Below are 16,334 nucleotides of genomic sequence, written 5' to 3'. Positions count from 1 at the left end.
CATTCATCACTTTTTGATCAAAGGAGTCAATAAATAGGTCAGGCCATTGAGCTTAATTTCATATAAAGTCTCCAACATAACCCCCATTTTACCGGGTGGAAAACCTTTTTGTTTGAACCAGGCTAAATAAGCTTCTGGTAAATGAACCATTAAATATCCCTGATATTTTCCGAATGGCATTTTTGTGTTTGCCAATTCAACCAAGAGATTAGGGTCGAAAAAATTAGTCTCTTGTTTTGCCATTCCTCAGTCTATGTAACAATAAGCGGCCAGCAATGACAGCATGGTTAATCAAGTTAGGAACAAAGCCGTAATACTTCTTGAAAATTTCATACCTTTCTTTTAAGCTCTGTTTATGCCTTTGTTGAGACATGCCTCCAACCAAATATTTAGCAACATAGTCTTTAACATTGACTATTTTTTCTGCTTTTTTTGTCGCCCTGATAACCCAATCAATATCCGAACTCAATTTATATTGCAAATCGTAAGGTGTGGTCAGGCTTCTTTTGATATAGATAGCTTGGTGACATACATTCATCCCATATTTGAAAGATTGCCAATCAAAGTGCTCGGGCGTTTTATGCCTTCGATCTCCCAAAATTTCACGGTCTTCATTGATTAACTTTGTCTCTCCATAGTAAATATCAGCGTTATCTTCATTTCCAAAGACCTTCTCTAAAGTATTTGAGGAATATAGCTCATCGCCAGAATTCAAGAACAGCACATAATCACCAGTTGCCATGGACAAGCCTTTGTTCATCGCATCATAAATTCCGTTGTCCTTCTCAGAAACCAATTTGCTAATGGTGTCTTTATACTGTTCAATGACCTCCAAAGTCCCATCATTTGACTTACCATCCACCACAATATATTCAATGTTGGGATAAGTCTGCTGATCTACCGATGAAAGCGTATAGCCAATATCTCGAACGTTATTGTAGACAATGGTAATAATAGAAACTTTAGGATAAGCCATGCTTATGGGTATTATTAATATGAGTTAACCCTACAAAAATAAGGAAATGAAAAATAACAAAAGAAGAAATCAAAACGCATAAAATGTAAAAAGGTCTTAAATTTTTGGATGAGACCATTCAGCTATTTAAAATTAATTGTACTTTAACTGCTGAATATTAACAATTGTATAAACTTAAGCCGAATGTCAAAACTAAAGCAGGCGATTTTAAAAAACTTCCCGATTCATAAATTCTTTCATGCTCGATCTTTTTCTCAAGAAGGGGAAGATATGGTAATCCGCGGCTTCTATGAAGGGAGAAAAAATTATAAGGGCTTTTTTGTAGATGTTGGTGCACACCATCCTTACCGCTTTTCCAATACGATGTATTTCTATAAAAAAGGGTGGCGAGGAATAAATATTGAACCTTCTCCCGAAGCCATGAAATGGTTCAAATGGTTCCGCAGCAAGGACATAAACTTGAATATAGGTATTAGTGAAAGCCCTCAGGAATTGACTTATTATTGTTTTAATGAGCCCGCACTCAATGGATTTTCAAAGGAGGTTTCAGAAAAAAGAGATGGGTTAAATTCCAAATATCATCTTGTTAAAACCATCCCAGTTCCAACCCTTCCACTAAAAGATGTACTCCATAAATATGTTCCCAAAGGAAAGAAAATAGATTTTCTATCGGTTGATGCCGAAGGTTTTGATCTTATTGTTTTAAACAGCAATGATTGGGAAACTTATAGACCAACATTTGTGTTGGTTGAAGAAGAGCTTGCTATTGCTGAATTAGAAAAATCTGAGGTCTATCAACTGATGTTACAGAAAAAGTATGCACTTGTGGCCAAGACCAAAAGAACATTATTCTTTAAGAATCTAGAGAAAAACTAATGTTTCACCTTACGCATTCTGCGTTCTAACAATTTCTTTTCAAGGAATTTGGCCAATCTTTCAAAAAAGGTGCCTTTTCTATTCTTGTAGAAATGTTTGATGGCATCATAAGCCAATGGATCTTCTTCAATGATGACAGGAAACTTACGGACAGGTTTTTTGGACAATTCTACTCGATAAACTTTATCCACATCAGAATGAGTACCGGAGCCGTCTGTCCCTGTATTCTGGATAAAAGAATATCTAGGGTATAATGCCAATCCGCCTTGATTATAAACAGAAAGGTTCCACCGAATGGCCCAAGAATTTATCTTTCCAGCTTTAAATTGTTTGACTTGTTTCCAAAAATTTTCCGAACCGTCAACACTGAATGCCTTCTTGTCTTTTCTGGTGAATCCTTTTGTCAATTCTTCTATATCAGGGTTGAAATGCTTCCATGCTCTATCCCATGTTGCCCAGCCCCAACTATTTGCTACCCTGAAGAAAAATGATTGCGGCAATTTTTTAGGCTTTTCTACAGGATACATATAACCAGAAATTTCCATCACTTTTTCTTGGTCTTCATATTGGTTCAAGGCATCATTGAAATATTGAAGAGCATAAACAGAAGTCTCAAGGTCATCTTCCAACACAATAATTCGTCCGTGCTTTTGAACAACCTGTGTTACTCCTTCAATAATACTGTTAGCAAGACCTTTATTTTGAGATCGTTCTATGATAAAAATATGTTTGAATTTCCAAGGTTCACGGATAATGGAACGAACTTGATTCACTGCATCAACATCTTGAGCCGTCTTTGCACCGTCTGAAAAAATATAAATCTCAGAATCCTCCGCCAACGTATTGGCTTCTAATGCTGCTAAGGTTTTCCTAGTATGTGTGGGTCTATTATAAACAAATAATGCGATCGGTGCTAACATGAAAAAAGCAAAATCAAAGTATTATAAATCAAATATATGAGTAAATCTTGTAAAGCATTAAGTATAATGCTTTTTTCTTATGCTGTACAAGAATCTTTCCTAAATTTGTTGATTAATCAAATTCATGAGCGAAAACACGAAAAACATCACCATCAAAGGACTATTCTGGAATGCCCTAGATAGGTTTGGAAACCAAGCTATCGTTACGATAGTAGGTATTATCACCGCTAGGATATTGATGCCGGAGGATTTTGGTGTTGTGGCAGTCCTTATGATCTTTTCGATTATTGCTACCGCATTTGTCGACAGTGGGTTAGCAACATCCCTGGTAAGGTCTAAAGTCGTTGAAGAAAAAGATTATTCTACAATGTTTGTTTTCAACCTCGCCATCAGTGTTGTCCTTTATTTCATCCTATTTTTTTCGGCACCATTAATAGAAAAATACAATGAAATTGAAGGCCTTACACTCTATTCTAGGATATTATTTCTTCAGATCATAGTGCATTCTTTTGGAATTGTTCAATATGTAAAAATCCTCAAGAAGTTCCAGTTTCAGCTCACCGCGAGAGTCAATGTACTATCCATCTTATTTGCTGGAATATTGGTGATAGCAATAGCTTTAATGGGTTATGGTGTATGGGCATTATTGCTTCAGCCCGTATTTTATTCATTATTTAGGACAATTATGCTCTGGATGTGGGGCGATTGGAAGTTTAATCTCACATTTAGCCCTGATTCTTTAAAAAATCATTTTTCATTCTCCTTGTCATTTATGGTTTCCAATATGTTAGGAAAGGTTCTTTCTCCATTCTATTCCTTTTTCATTGGAAAACACTATAGCTTGGATGACACTGGATATTATTTCACTGGCAATAAATGGGGCGAAACTCCTGGTCAAACCATTACAGCAATTATTCAAGGAACGACACTTTCAACGCTTACTCCCATTCAGGACGATAAACCCAGATTTCTAAATGCTTCAAGAAAAACCATGTCTTCATTGGCTTTTATCTTGGTACCTATTAGTTTTTTGGCAATCTGTGTTGCTAAACCTGGTTTTATTTTCTTCCTTACAGATACATGGATCCCATCTGTAGTTTTGTTTCAGATCTTATGTTTCGCAGGAATATTCACATCCATTACTGACTTGAATGTTAATTTTCTGAATATAAAAGGAAGATCAAAATTCTTCCTTTCCCTTGAAATCATTAAAGTCACATCCGCATTACTATTGCTCTATTTTACCATTGAACATGGCTTAACCACGATTGCTGTGGGTTTATTAACTGTACGCATCCTTTGTTATATCATTGCTGGCATAATGAGTGGAAAAGTATATGGTTATAACCTTTTGCTTCAGATTAAAGATTTACTGCCTTCAGTGATTATTTCTGCCATAGCCGCTGCTGTTGCTTACTTACCCTTATATTACAACCTATTGCAACATAATTTAGCTTTAGTCATCGTACAAAGCATTATCTTCGCAATAATATATATTGGCATCAACCATATAATGAAAAATCATATATGGATGGAAATATTGAGTTTATTAAAAAAGAAATTAGTTAAAAAGTCTTAATGGAAGTTGCAAAAGGAAATTGGGTAGGATATCAAACTTTATTTTACAATTTAAAAAATGGAAAATACAGCCATGATATCAATGAGGTTATAGATTATTCTGATCTAGAAATAGATCTGGAAGGATTGGCCGCCTACTTAGATTTTGGCTATAGTGTTTTTGGGCATACTCCAGTAAAAGATGTGCATTATCTTCTACCGAATCAGGTTTTAAATTTCCAGAACGGCATGCTTTCAGTTCAGGAAACTGATGACAAAACTCTTAATTTATTGGGAAGAACAACCCAGGAAGACGATGTTCTTGACAAGATCAGTTCTGCCATCAACCAATGGGCTGATGGTTTCAATGATGATATTTTAATCCCAACAAGTGGAGGTTTCGACTCCCGTTTGATGAATGTTTTATTGAAGGATAAGCGTAGAATTCATGCCTACACCTATGGTACATCCTTAAATCAAGATGAATCTCGCGAATCGGTATATGCAGGTCTGCTATCTAAGCGCTTGGGTACGCAATGGAAACGCATTCCTTTAGGGAAGTTCAATGTTTACATGGATCAGTGGTATGATCAGTTTGGGCCAGCTGTTGCTGCTTCTGGCACCTATCACATGGAATTTTATAACAAGATCAAACAATTAGAAGGTGGAAACCCAATGCATTTATTGAGTGGTATCATTGGTGATGCTTGGGCTGGAGCTGTAAAAGTTCCAATGATAGACAGTGCTGCCTCCTATCGTACCTTGGGATACACCCATGGCATGAGTGCCGATTCAAAACTAGCCATGAATGTGAATTATATTGGCATCGTTGAGCCCATCTATGATAGACAGAAAGATTATCTGAAATCATCTGAATATCGAATAATCACGGCTATGAGGACAAAAATGATGATGTTACAATATCTAATTTCCGTCCCAGCAAAATTAGGCTACCCCGGATATTCTCCATTTGTAGATGAAGATATTTCCATTTCTATGCTAAACCTCCCTGCAGATCGCAGAGAAAACAGAGCTTGGCAAAGAGATTTCTTCAAAAAACAAAACCTGCTTTTCGAAGAGGAAAAACATAAGTACACTTACCAAAACACATTGAACTACTACGCTCTTTTGAATGAATCTTTAGTGCCATTAGACACAGATGTGTTGAAAGAAGTCTTTAATACCGAGTATTTAAACTGGATAAACTCCAAGATTCAACATATAGGCAGAAAAGAACGTCTTTTCCAAACCTTGATGCATACTCCAAAAGTGAAAGGAGTTCTCAAACTTCTTGGTGCCAAGAACGACCTTTTGGAAGCTTATTTTGCTTATATTACCATTAGACCAATCGAAACTTTATTGTTAAGAAGAAATGCAAGCATCAAAAAAGCATAAATTCATCTTTGTTGGAGATGTGGTTTGCGAGAAAAAACCGCACTTTTCTGAGGAATTGCAGAACCTTTTCCGTTCTGCAGAAATTAGGTCTTGCAATTTTGAAGCTCCAATAGCGGGTTTTGGAAAACCAATCGACAAAACCGGGCCCCTTGTTTCCCAGAATTCAGAAGCACCCCAATGGATCCAGGAATTGGGATTCAATTGCTTCTCTTTAGCCAATAATCATATCAATGATTATGGTAAAGAGGCACTATTGAAAACAATGGACCAATTTCCAAAGGATGAAATATTAGGTGTAGGAAATGAAAAGGATGCCTATAGCTTGAATACAAAAACAATCGATGGTGTGAGTTATGGATTCTTAGCCTATGGTGAAAATGGTTATGGTGCCTTGAATGGTGACCGAGAATTTGGGCATGCCTGGGTAAATGCAAAAAGAGTAAACAACGATATACAAGAATTCAAAAAACAGGTAGATATCCTAATCGTTCAAATTCATGCTGGAGTTGAATTATTGGATGTTCCTATTCCAGAATGGAAAGAAAGGTATCACGAGCTGATAGATTTGGGAGCTGATGTTATCATTGCTCACCACCCGCACGTTGTCCAAGGCATAGAAGAATATAAAGGCAAATTCATCGCATACAGCTTAGGAAATTTCTATTTTGATTATCCCTCAAATCATCCTCAATGGAATACTGGCGGGCTATTGGAAATTATATTTGAAGAAAAGAAATTATCAGCATTTAAGTTCCGTCTTGTTGAGAAAAAAGGCCAATCTGTAGAGTTAAAAGATGAAACAAGTTCCAATAACTTCATAAATCCTCTCTCTGAAAGATTAAAAGGCAAGGATTATGAAGAATATGTCAATATAAAAGCGGTAGTGGATTGGGAAAATCATCATGCCTCTTATTATGCGAAACCATTTAACGGACTAGCGGATTACAGCTTAGGCAAACTGTTGAAACATGTTAAGAGGTCTATCTTCAATCGTGAGGTCAATCATAACTTAATTTGGCACAATCTATTTATAGAAAGCAACAAATGGCTCGTAGAAAGAGCCATTCGCATAAAAACTTTTGGTAAAAACAGATCTTAGATAACGGTAATCTGTTTACTGAACTCTTCTAAACTTGGATGTTTAGGGTTTAAATCTGTTATCAGGTAAGTAATATCTTTTAATTGACACACCCTAAGTTTCTGATTAGAATTCAATTTCTCAACAATACTCAACACTCCTAATTTCTGTGAAGATTTTATCATAGCCTTTTTTATCTGCACGACTTCCCAATCTGAATCAGTCACACCTTCTTCGACCGATAAGCTATTTGTCCCTAATAGACATAGATCCACTTTAATATCTGACAGTTCATTGATAACTTGGGACCCAGAAACTACATTGGTATTTCTGGAGAGTTTCCCTCCTAACAAGAACACTTCTAAATTTTCTTTCTCAGCTAATTCCAAAGCAACCAATGGGCTAATGGTAAAAAACGTACATTGAATATCTTTTGGAACCAATCTAGCCAATTCAATCATACTGGTACCACCCCCCACAAGAATGGTCATACCACTTTGAATCAAAGAAATAGCTTTGGAAGCAATTTCCTTCTTCGCTTCCTTAGCATATACATTTCCTTCCTGAAATGGATATTGGAAAGATTTTGATAATGCACCACCATATACCTTAAGTACCTTTCCACTTTCTGCCAACTCATTCAAATCACGACGGATAGTGTCCTCTGAAACATTTAATTGAACACTCAGATCAGAAGATAATACTTTATTGTGTATGTTGATTTGGTGTATAATATATGCTTGCCTTTCTTCTTTTAACATAGTTTAAACTGAATTTTGTATTTAAAAATATAAAAATAATGGGAGTTTCACACTCTTTCTATTCTTCTTTGTCGTTTTGGTCTGGAGATTTTTTTGCCGCAAATCTTGGCTTAAAACCAACAGGTTTGGATGTAGTTGGGGTAGATGGTTCTTTAGGTTGTGCAGTATTCTGCTCCGAATGAGTGTCCGGAATATCTTGGGTAGTATTTGTTTTTGTTACACCTGCTTTAAACCGAGGTTTAAAACCAGCAGGTTTTGAAACAGGCGTATCGATATTTTCTTTCGTATCTTTTAACTCTATTTTTTCTTCTGAAGATTTTTCTTCATTTACTTTTTCTTCCTCGACTTTTTTCGGAAGGTTACTTGCCTTAAATCTTGGCGTAAAGCCTTTTGGTTTTGAAGCAGGCTCAGTTTTTTCTGTCTGTGCATCTGAGGTTGCCTCAGGCTGGCTAGAAGATGGAATATCCTCTTCGACTTTTTTCGGAAGGTTACTTGCTTTAAACCGTGGAGTAAAACCCTTTGGTTTTGCAACCGACTCCTGTTTATCTGTAGAGGCACTATCGCGAACTACTGTCGCTTCTTTTTTCGTAACGTCAGCTTGGCTATCAGTTTTTTTAGATTCAGAAATTTCAATTTCTTGCAATAAATAATCTTTTCGCAGTCTATTGAACCAGAATTTTTTGCTGTGGTCGAAACTCTTTTCACCCATCAAAGCATAGTCTCTATCAAATTCTTGATATAGGTCAGGTCTTCCGATCTGCAAAGCTTTGAGGTCGATTTTCTTTTTCGTGAAGAATTCCGTGAACGATAGCATATACAAATGTATACATTTAGACATAAAAAAAGAGGGCAAAGCCCTCTCGTTTAATATTTATAAGCATTTAATGCATTATTCCATATTGTGGTAAACTGCTTGAACATCGTCGTCTTCCTCGATTTTGTCGATCATTTTCAGTACATCTGCTGCTTGTTCTTCAGACAGAGCAGTATGTGAAAGGGAGATGCGCTCAAGTTTGGCAGAGGATACTTCAATTCCTTTTTCCTCCAGTAAACGTTGCATATTCCCGAAGTCTTCAAAAGAGGTTTGAACAACCACGATATCGTTTCCTTCTTCATCAGCTTCTACGTATAACTCTTCCAATCCACCATCGATCAATTCCAACTCTAGTTCTTCCACGTCAAGTTCATCATTTGCAGGGAAGCGGAAAATAGATTTTCTTTGGAAAATAAAATCCAGGGATCCAGTTTTTCCTAGTGAACCACCGGCTTTTGTAAAATAGCTTCTGATATTCCCTACGGTTCTGTTGGTATTATCAGTTGCTGTTTCAATCAATACAGGCACACCATGGGGGCCGTATCCTTCATACACATATTCTTCGTAACCTTTGGAATCCTTTTCAGAAGCTCTTTTGATTGCTGCTTCTACACGGTCCTTAGGCATGTTTACAGCTTTGGCATTTTGTACTGCGGTACGCAAGCGCGAGTTATTCTCCGGGTGAGGACCGCCTTCTTTTACTGCCATTGCAATTTCTTTTCCAAGACGCGTAAATTGAACGGCCATTTTGGCCCAGCGTTTAAATTTTCTTTCTTTTCTGAATTCGAAAGCTCTACCCATTTTATTTTAGTTTTGTTTTAAGATTCTCCAGCATGTCTTTTGTCATCCCTGCCAGATCAAATGTCGGCTGCCAGCCCCAGTCTGCTCTTGCTTCATCATCATTGATGCTCTTAGGCCATGAATCAGCAATTGCCTGACGTGGATCATTGTCTGAATAGGAGATTTCAAAATTAGGGAGAATTTTTTTAATTTCTTCAGCAATTTGTTTCGGAGTGAAACTTACTCCCGCCAAATTATAGCTTGAACGAATTTTTAAACTATCTGATGGCGCGTCCATTAGCTCAATTGTACCACGTACAGCGTCATCCATGTATAACATCGGAAGCTCCGTGCTTTCTGACAAGAAAGAAGTGTATTTCCCTTGACGAATAGCCTCAAAAAAGATATGTACAGCATAATCTGTAGTACCTCCTCCGGGTTCTGTTCTCCAAGAAATAATTCCAGGATAGCGGATACTGCGGATATCTAAACCATATTTATTGTGATAATATTCGCATAAACGCTCACCTGCCAATTTACTGATCCCGTAGATACTGTTAGGATCCATAACGCAATATTGAGGGGTATCGATTTTTGGTGAATGAGGTCCAAATACAGCGATAGAACTTGGCCAAAAGATTTTTTTAATGCCTAGTTCGACTGCTAAATCCAGGACATTCAACAGTCCATTCATGTTTAGATCCCAAGCTTTCTGTGGATATTGCTCTCCGGTTGCCGAAAGCATCGCTGCCAATAAATAAATCTGCGTAGGTTTATATTTTAATATCAAAGCTTTGATAGCTTCTTTATCTAAGACGTTTAAAGTTTCAAAGATTTCGCCTGCTGCGATTTCTTTGGGCTCTCTGATATCTGAGGTGATAACATTCTCGTTGCCAAACTTAACTCTTAATGCGGCTGCTAATTCAGAACCAATTTGTCCATTGGCTCCGATCATCAAAATGACTTCTTTCATTTGAAAAATGATAGTTTTATAAGTTGAGTTATTTCAATAACCATTAATAATGGCGAAATTACCAATAAAATGCCTGAATAGGATGAATCCCAACATTTTGCGCAAACGTATGATTTAATTTTTTACATTCAAAAAGCTTTCAACATATTATACTCTCCAAAAGCAAATTTTCAATGAAACATTGTCAATAAAACCGACGATTGACTGAACGAATTACATCAAAACACAATAGTCATTGAACATTATTCTATCATTGTGATAATCAATTATTAAAAGCTAAAATATTCCAAAAATCTTCAGGTTTATTTAGTATGTTTGTTACCTTAAGAAAATCAATAATAATTAAAATTTAAAGCAAACATTATTTATGAAAGTTGCAGTAGTAGGCGCGACAGGATTAGTCGGGTCAGAAATGTTGACAGTATTAGCGGAGCGAAATTTCCCCGTAACAGAATTGATTCCAGTAGCTTCTGAAAGAAGCAAGGGTAAAGAAATCGAATTCAAGGGAAAGAAGTATAAGGTGGTTACTGCATCTGAAGCTATTGCACTTAAACCTGATGTTGCAATATTCTCCGCAGGAGGTGGCACCTCAACAGAATATGCGCCTTTGTTTGCAGAGGCCGGAATCACTGTGATAGATAACTCTTCAGCGTGGCGTATGGACCCTACTAAAAAATTAGTAGTACCTGAAGTTAATGGAGACGTATTAACTGCGGACGATAAAATCATTGCAAATCCTAACTGTTCGACCATACAAATGGTTGTCGTATTAAAACCATTGCACGAAAAATATAAAATCAAACGTGTGGTAGTTTCTACTTACCAATCTGTTACGGGTACTGGTGTGAAAGCAGTAGACCAATTGATGAATGAGCGTAAAGGTATTGAAGGAGAGAAGGCTTATCCTTATCAAATCGACCTGAATGTTATTCCTCAGATTGACGTATTCCAAGATAATGGATATACCAAAGAGGAAATGAAGATGATCCTAGAGACAAACAAAATTATGGGCGACGACTCCATCAAGGTTACTGCGACTACTGTACGTATCCCAGTAATTGGCGGTCACTCAGAGTCGGTAAATATTGAATTTGAAAATGAATTTGACTTAGCAGATGTTCGTGCTGCATTAGAAGCGCAGGAAGGCGTGGTTGTTGTAGATAATCCTGCTAATTTGGAATACCCTATGCCTAAAGATGCACATGGCAAAGATGAGGTTTTTGTAGGTCGTATCCGTAGAGATGAGACACAAGATAAAACTTTAAATCTTTGGATCGTTGCTGACAACCTTCGCAAAGGTGCCGCTACAAATGCAGTTCAGGTTGCTGAACTCCTTCATTCCAAAGGTTTGATTTAAGAAGATTCATAAAACTAATATAAAGCGGTTCAAATTTGAACCGCTTTTATTTTGTCCAACAAAAAAGGGATATCTTAATGGATATCCCTTTTCTATCGTTATATAAAATATTATCTAACAGGTGTAAACACGTAAGTGTCATCGAAGAAAGTTGTACCGCTACTTCCAGTAGTGATATAACCTTTTCCTTTTAACGCGAATGCTACAGCTTTTTCACGTGGTGAAGGCAATTGTTGGCTACCATCTGTCCATGAGTCATCTGAAGGGTTGTATTTCCAAACTGTTGAAACAACTCCAGTTTGAGAACGACCACTCACAACATAACCATTACTTCCAATTGCAAATGCACCAGCTCTGAAACGTCTAGCGTCTTTGTTATCAGCGTTTAATGCTTTTTTCTTAGTCCAAGTTTTTCCATCAAACGAATAGAAATCTTCAGTAGGAACTCCATTAGAGTAACCACCACCAACATAAGCAACATTATTAATTACGAATGCAAAAGCATCGCCTTTTTTGTTGCTGAATGAAGTTTGGATTTCAGACCATGTATTTGAAGCCGGATCATATTTGTAAATATCCGAGAATGTTTCGTCAGTAGCATCAATTCTACCTAATCCTACATATGCAGCATTTCCTAAAGTAAATGCAATAGCTGAGTGACGAGCTTCACCCGGGAAATCAGCCACTTTTTTCCAAGTATTTAATGCTGGATCATATTGGTAGAAATCTTTTAAAGCACCAGTAGTTTCGCCATCAGTTCCATAACCTAAACCAATATATCCTTTTCCAGCAACTTCAAAACCTACTGCGCTATGTCTTTTAGGACCTGTAAAGTCAGCTTTTTTAGACCATGCATTTCCGTCAAATGAATAAGAGTCACTTAATATCTCATTGTTTTTCATTTGGCCACCTACTAAATAAGCTACATCATTGATGGTAAATGTTGCAGCACCATTTCTTGGTTTACCAGTAAAAACAATTGATTTCTCCCATTCTGTAGGACCAGAGTCTGTTTCTTCTGCGTCCTCTTTCTTACACGAGTTAAAAGTAGTAATTGCGAAGGCTCCTATCAAAAGTAGTACAAGCCAATTTCTCTTATTCATAGACTATTTAAATTTTGTATATACGATATTTAATTTAACTTTCGGTTTATTGTTTTCTGTGGCCAACACGCTAGTATAAGGTGTAAAACCTAACCCCATTGTTGGAGCCAAAGTTAAGAATAATGATTTATCCTCAGAATTGGCCTCTGTTGCTGATTTAATATATTGAATCAAGTTGAACAGATATCTTCCTTTTATCCCAGTATTATTACCTACCAAATAAGTAGCTGGTTGAATTCCATCCGCAAATGGGCTAACTACATAACTTACCGCAACCCTTGAATCTGCGATCATTAAAACAGGATTTGGAATAGCAGGAAACATCCCTGTATGTGGCGTTTCAAGAGTTATTTCTAACTCTGCTTTATTGATTGCGATTCCTGGTTGCAATAAAAACTCTTTTAATGCAGGGAATTTTATTTCTGTAACAACTCCTGAACCACCTTGAACATAGGTCACGCCAGATGTTGCTGAACTTTCAATTGGTTTTTCTGTTGTCAGGCCAGCAAAGGCGGTCCCGCTAACGTTTTTCTCAATATGGTTGTACTGCAATGTTCTCTCAGACAGGCTCAATACTTTAGATCCATTTTTCTTGAAACCATCTGAACCAATATAGGAGTAATTAACTCGAACTTGAAGCGTATCAGAGAATCCGATCATCGCCGTATTGGTTTCTGATGGCACCAAGCTCAAACCTTTAAAATATTCCTGAAAGTTAGATGCTGAGTTAAATGCAATATCAGATGCTTTAATCTTGCTGAAAAACTCTTTACCCAATGCATCATTCAAGCGCATTGAAACAGTGTCAGTCTTATTAACTTTAGGTCTGAAATTTACTGATCCCAAAGCTTCTGCAGCATAATTGAATTTTTGTTGACCAAAAATTGCTGGTGCCGTAATATATACCGGTGTTGGTAATCCTGTCAATGAGTTATCGATTGTTTTGGTTTCCAGGGATTGGGTCAATCGGTGCGCAGAAATAGAAAGCAATTTGGTGGTATCACCATATACAATCCTTCTGTTACTTGGTACCAAGACAAGGTTCAATGAATCGAAATTTGCATTCGTTGGAATGTCATTGGTAATACCAGCTGGATTTAGTCGGAAATATGAAGTAGACTTTATACTACCAGTAGTTGGTTGGCTAATTTTACCTACCAGAATTACAGAAGAACCTGAAGTAGGGATATTAGGCATTTGCAAAGTAGCAACTGAAGCAGTCAAGGTGTCATCTTCAGTAACGAGAAGATTATCTAATTTGTCGTTGTCCAACGAAATTGACATATCTTTATCGCAACTCACAGTAAATAATGCAGCACTTAAACCAAGGGTAGCAAAAAGAATAATTCGTAAATGTTTAATCATAAAATCATTAAGTCTAGCAAAAGTATGGAATGAAAATAGATATCCCTTGTTATTATATGTTAAAACTCCTTAATTTTAACCAACCAGCGGCATACTTTCTAAATTCCAATGGAAAATCTTTTGTAAGCAACATAAACCTTTTGTGCCTTTTAACGTAAAATCATCGAAGAATGCGACAATTTAAGCATCACTTTGTTAATCAGTGTTATAATTTGTTAAAAGCCATCAATTATTTATGCGGAGCAAATCTACTAATTTAAATTTGTTTTAATTATGTTAAAAAAGTATAAAATATTGTTGGCTTCCATAATACTCACAATCGCCGGAATAATCGTCGTATTGGTTTTTTGGCTATTCGGGAGTTATTACGGACAAAAACAATTCTACTTGGGTATGACCGAGCATGAGCTTTTTGACGTTGTTCAAGACTTTTACAACGAAAATGAAGAACAAATTCAAAGAGACAATCAAAATCAAAGAACAGCAAGAATTGAAAGAATTTCTTCAGCATTTAAAGAAAAGTATCCAGAAATAAACTTAGATACTGCAAAAAAGATAATTGAAGGGCTCAACTTTGGCAGACGGTCAACTAATGACAAAAATAGCAGCGACTCATCAAATACCGGAAAAACAAGGATGAGCAGGCATTACATCTCTAACTATGTGGTCAGAACCATAAATTGGAATGATACAACATTAGATTCTTTAAAAGTCCGACTGACCAAAGCCTTGAAAGAAAGAGATATGTATTCAGCTTTTGACTTAAAGATTTCAAATTTGCCAGATGAAGAAAGCAGGACAAAAGAATTTTACAAACAAAGGTTTGAAGACAGTAAATCTAAACCTATCGTTGTGGATCAAAGCGAAAACCTATACCTGGAAGTGGATTATGTAAATCCGAATGGGTATTTGCTCAAAAAAATAAGTTGGCAATTGATCTTTTCATTGATTTTGGTGTCTGCATTAATCGGAACATTCTTAGCACTACTGAGTACAGTTCGGAAACAGAATAGATTGGCAAAAATGAGAAAGGCTTTTGTAAATAATATGACTCATGAGCTGAAAACACCAGTTTCTACCGTAATGGCAGCCGTGGAATCTATCCAGCGATTTGGTGCACAAGATGATAAAGAAAGAATGAACAGATATCTCGCTGTCTCAAGACAAGAATTAGAGCATTTATCCAATATGATCGAACGTGTCTTGCAGGTAGATGTCGCTGAAACCAATGGGGTACAACTTGAAAAGTCTTGGTTCAACCTCAATCAGCTCATAGATGAGTGTACTGAAAACGCAAAAATATTTGCAAAGAAAAAGGTTGAAATCGTGAAATCAAGTTCAGGTACAGATTTCAATTTTTTAGCAGATCAGGCTCATATCAAAAATGTCATTAGTAATCTATTGGATAATGCCATCAAATATGCCGGAGATGAAGTACATATCAAGATAGATCTTCAAGAAAAAGATAAAAGTTTTATATTGTCTATTTCTGACAATGGAATTGGAATACCCAAGACGTATCAGAAAGGAGTATTTGACTTGTTCTTCCGTGTACCATCCGGGGACATCCACAATGTCAAAGGATTCGGATTGGGCCTTGCTTATGTAAAACAGATAGTTCAGCAACATCAAGGCACTATTGACCTGAGCAGTGAGGAGTCAGTTGGCAGTACTTTTGTTATAGAATTACCTAAAGAGGCGAAATGACAAACGTTTTATATGTAGAGGACGAAGAAAGTCTAGCGATGATAGTTTCTGACAGCTTGGAGGCCCAAGGTTTTATCGTACGCCATGTACTGAACGGTCAACAAGCCCTGATCTTCCATAACAAATATAAACCTGATATTATTGTTATGGATGTCATGATGCCCATTATGGATGGTTTTACAACAGCAAAAGAAATCCGAAAAACTGATCTTGTAACGCCTATCATCTTCCTCACGGCAATGACACAAACTGAAGATGTTGTCAAAGGGTTTAAACTTGGAGCTAACGATTATATAAGGAAGCCATTCAAAATTGAAGAGTTAATTGTCCGCATGGAAGCTGCTCTCAAAAAAAATGGCAATAGTATGTCCCCGAGCAAGATAGTGTTGGGAAACTACACCTTGGATTGCGCAAAAAACACCTTATCACTTGGAGAAAGTTCTGAAAAGCTCTCTTACCGCGAGTCAGAATTATTGAAAAGGTTGATAGAAAATAAAGACAAGGTAGTACCTCGTGATGAAATTATTAGGACTTACTGGAGCAATGACACTTACTTTACTGGACGCAGTCTAGACGTATTTATCAGTCGGATCAGGAAATATCTTTCTGAGGATGAAAGAATTAAAATCACAAATATCCGTGGCGTAGGCTATATGCTAACTGTGGATTAAT

16 protein-coding genes are annotated in these 16,334 nt (G+C 36.7%); 7 read left to right on the top strand and 9 right to left on the bottom strand.

All coding sequences use genetic code 11. The annotated features are described in order from the left end of the window. Nucleotides 1–6: 6 nt before the first annotated feature. Nucleotides 7–243 carry a DUF3820 family protein gene (locus CRT24_RS01395; RefSeq protein ID WP_099369462.1) on the bottom strand — a complete coding sequence of 79 codons (237 nt, stop codon included), beginning with the start codon at nucleotides 241–243 and terminating at the stop codon, nucleotides 7–9. After that, entirely contained in the window at nucleotides 224–976 is a 753-nt protein-coding gene (locus CRT24_RS01390) for a glycosyltransferase family 2 protein (protein ID WP_099369461.1), read from the bottom strand. Before CRT24_RS01390 ends, CRT24_RS01395 begins: the two co-directional genes overlap by 20 nt. Nucleotides 977–1,159: 183 nt before the next feature. On the opposite strand from CRT24_RS01390, the gene CRT24_RS01385 reads away from it, so the two are divergent. Continuing rightward, nucleotides 1,160–1,852, top strand: coding sequence for an FkbM family methyltransferase (locus tag CRT24_RS01385; protein ID WP_099369460.1), 693 nt, complete (start codon nucleotides 1,160–1,162; stop codon nucleotides 1,850–1,852). Here CRT24_RS01385 and CRT24_RS01380 read toward each other — a convergent pair. Then, entirely contained in the window at nucleotides 1,849–2,772 is a 924-nt protein-coding gene (locus tag CRT24_RS01380) for a glycosyltransferase (RefSeq protein ID WP_099369459.1), read from the bottom strand. The genes CRT24_RS01385 and CRT24_RS01380 overlap by 4 nt on opposite strands. Before the next feature lie 124 nt (nucleotides 2,773–2,896). Between CRT24_RS01380 and CRT24_RS01375 the strand changes: the two genes are divergently transcribed. Genes CRT24_RS01375 through CRT24_RS01365 form a run of 3 tightly spaced genes read left to right on the top strand, consistent with a single transcriptional unit; the run spans nucleotide 2,897 to nucleotide 6,823 of the window. Beyond that, nucleotides 2,897–4,351 carry a lipopolysaccharide biosynthesis protein gene (locus CRT24_RS01375; RefSeq protein WP_099369458.1) on the top strand — a complete coding sequence of 485 codons (1,455 nt, stop codon included), beginning with the start codon at nucleotides 2,897–2,899 and terminating at the stop codon, nucleotides 4,349–4,351. Further along, a complete protein-coding gene (locus CRT24_RS01370) occupies nucleotides 4,351–5,724 on the top strand; it encodes a hypothetical protein (protein WP_099369457.1) in 1,374 nt (457 codons plus the stop codon). Before CRT24_RS01375 ends, CRT24_RS01370 begins: the two co-directional genes overlap by 1 nt. After that, the gene (locus tag CRT24_RS01365) at nucleotides 5,702–6,823 is read left to right on the top strand and encodes a CapA family protein (RefSeq protein WP_099369456.1); all 1,122 of its coding nucleotides are present in this window, start codon (nucleotides 5,702–5,704) and stop codon (nucleotides 6,821–6,823) included. Before CRT24_RS01370 ends, CRT24_RS01365 begins: the two co-directional genes overlap by 23 nt. Here CRT24_RS01365 and CRT24_RS01360 read toward each other — a convergent pair. From CRT24_RS01360 to CRT24_RS01345, 4 genes are all read right to left on the bottom strand, one after another. Next, complete coding sequence (locus tag CRT24_RS01360) at nucleotides 6,820–7,563, bottom strand: DeoR/GlpR family DNA-binding transcription regulator (protein ID WP_099369455.1); 744 nt, start codon at nucleotides 7,561–7,563, stop codon at nucleotides 6,820–6,822. The genes CRT24_RS01365 and CRT24_RS01360 overlap by 4 nt on opposite strands. Nucleotides 7,564–7,621: 58 nt before the next feature. Continuing rightward, nucleotides 7,622–8,377 (bottom strand): hypothetical protein, encoded by a 756-nt coding sequence (locus CRT24_RS01355; RefSeq protein ID WP_099369454.1) that lies wholly within the window; start codon nucleotides 8,375–8,377, stop codon nucleotides 7,622–7,624. 75 nt (nucleotides 8,378–8,452) lie between these two features. Then, nucleotides 8,453–9,178, bottom strand: coding sequence for a YebC/PmpR family DNA-binding transcriptional regulator (locus tag CRT24_RS01350; RefSeq protein WP_099369453.1), 726 nt, complete (start codon nucleotides 9,176–9,178; stop codon nucleotides 8,453–8,455). 1 nt (nucleotide 9,179) lies between these two features. Continuing rightward, nucleotides 9,180–10,130: an NAD-dependent epimerase/dehydratase family protein gene (locus CRT24_RS01345; protein WP_099369452.1), complete on the bottom strand. Its 951-nt coding sequence runs from the start codon at nucleotides 10,128–10,130 to the stop codon at nucleotides 9,180–9,182. Nucleotides 10,131–10,497: 367 nt separating this feature from the next. Between CRT24_RS01345 and CRT24_RS01340 the strand changes: the two genes are divergently transcribed. After that, nucleotides 10,498–11,487: an aspartate-semialdehyde dehydrogenase gene (locus CRT24_RS01340; RefSeq protein ID WP_099369451.1), complete on the top strand. Its 990-nt coding sequence runs from the start codon at nucleotides 10,498–10,500 to the stop codon at nucleotides 11,485–11,487. A gap of 110 nt (nucleotides 11,488–11,597) precedes the next feature. Here CRT24_RS01340 and CRT24_RS01335 read toward each other — a convergent pair whose 3' ends face one another. Next, nucleotides 11,598–12,590, bottom strand: a complete 993-nt coding sequence (locus CRT24_RS01335; protein WP_099369450.1) for a kelch repeat-containing protein — start codon at nucleotides 12,588–12,590, stop codon at nucleotides 11,598–11,600. A 3-nt stretch (nucleotides 12,591–12,593) separates the two neighbouring features. Beyond that, nucleotides 12,594–13,955: a DUF4270 family protein gene (locus CRT24_RS01330; protein WP_099369449.1), complete on the bottom strand. Its 1,362-nt coding sequence runs from the start codon at nucleotides 13,953–13,955 to the stop codon at nucleotides 12,594–12,596. A 273-nt stretch (nucleotides 13,956–14,228) separates the two neighbouring features. On the opposite strand from CRT24_RS01330, the gene CRT24_RS01325 reads away from it, so the two are divergent. Continuing rightward, the gene (locus CRT24_RS01325) at nucleotides 14,229–15,662 is read left to right on the top strand and encodes a sensor histidine kinase KdpD (RefSeq protein WP_099369448.1); all 1,434 of its coding nucleotides are present in this window, start codon (nucleotides 14,229–14,231) and stop codon (nucleotides 15,660–15,662) included. Then, nucleotides 15,659–16,333, top strand: a complete 675-nt coding sequence (locus CRT24_RS01320; RefSeq protein ID WP_099369447.1) for a response regulator transcription factor — start codon at nucleotides 15,659–15,661, stop codon at nucleotides 16,331–16,333. Before CRT24_RS01325 ends, CRT24_RS01320 begins: the two co-directional genes overlap by 4 nt. Nucleotide 16,334: the final 1 nt, after the last annotated feature.

This window comes from Sphingobacterium sp. 1.A.5 (assembly GCF_002734235.1).
Classification (GTDB): Bacteria; Bacteroidota; Bacteroidia; order Sphingobacteriales; family Sphingobacteriaceae; genus Sphingobacterium; species Sphingobacterium daejeonense.
The sequence above is the reverse complement of the archived record's forward strand: the minus strand, read 5'-3'. Positions and strand labels throughout refer to the sequence as shown.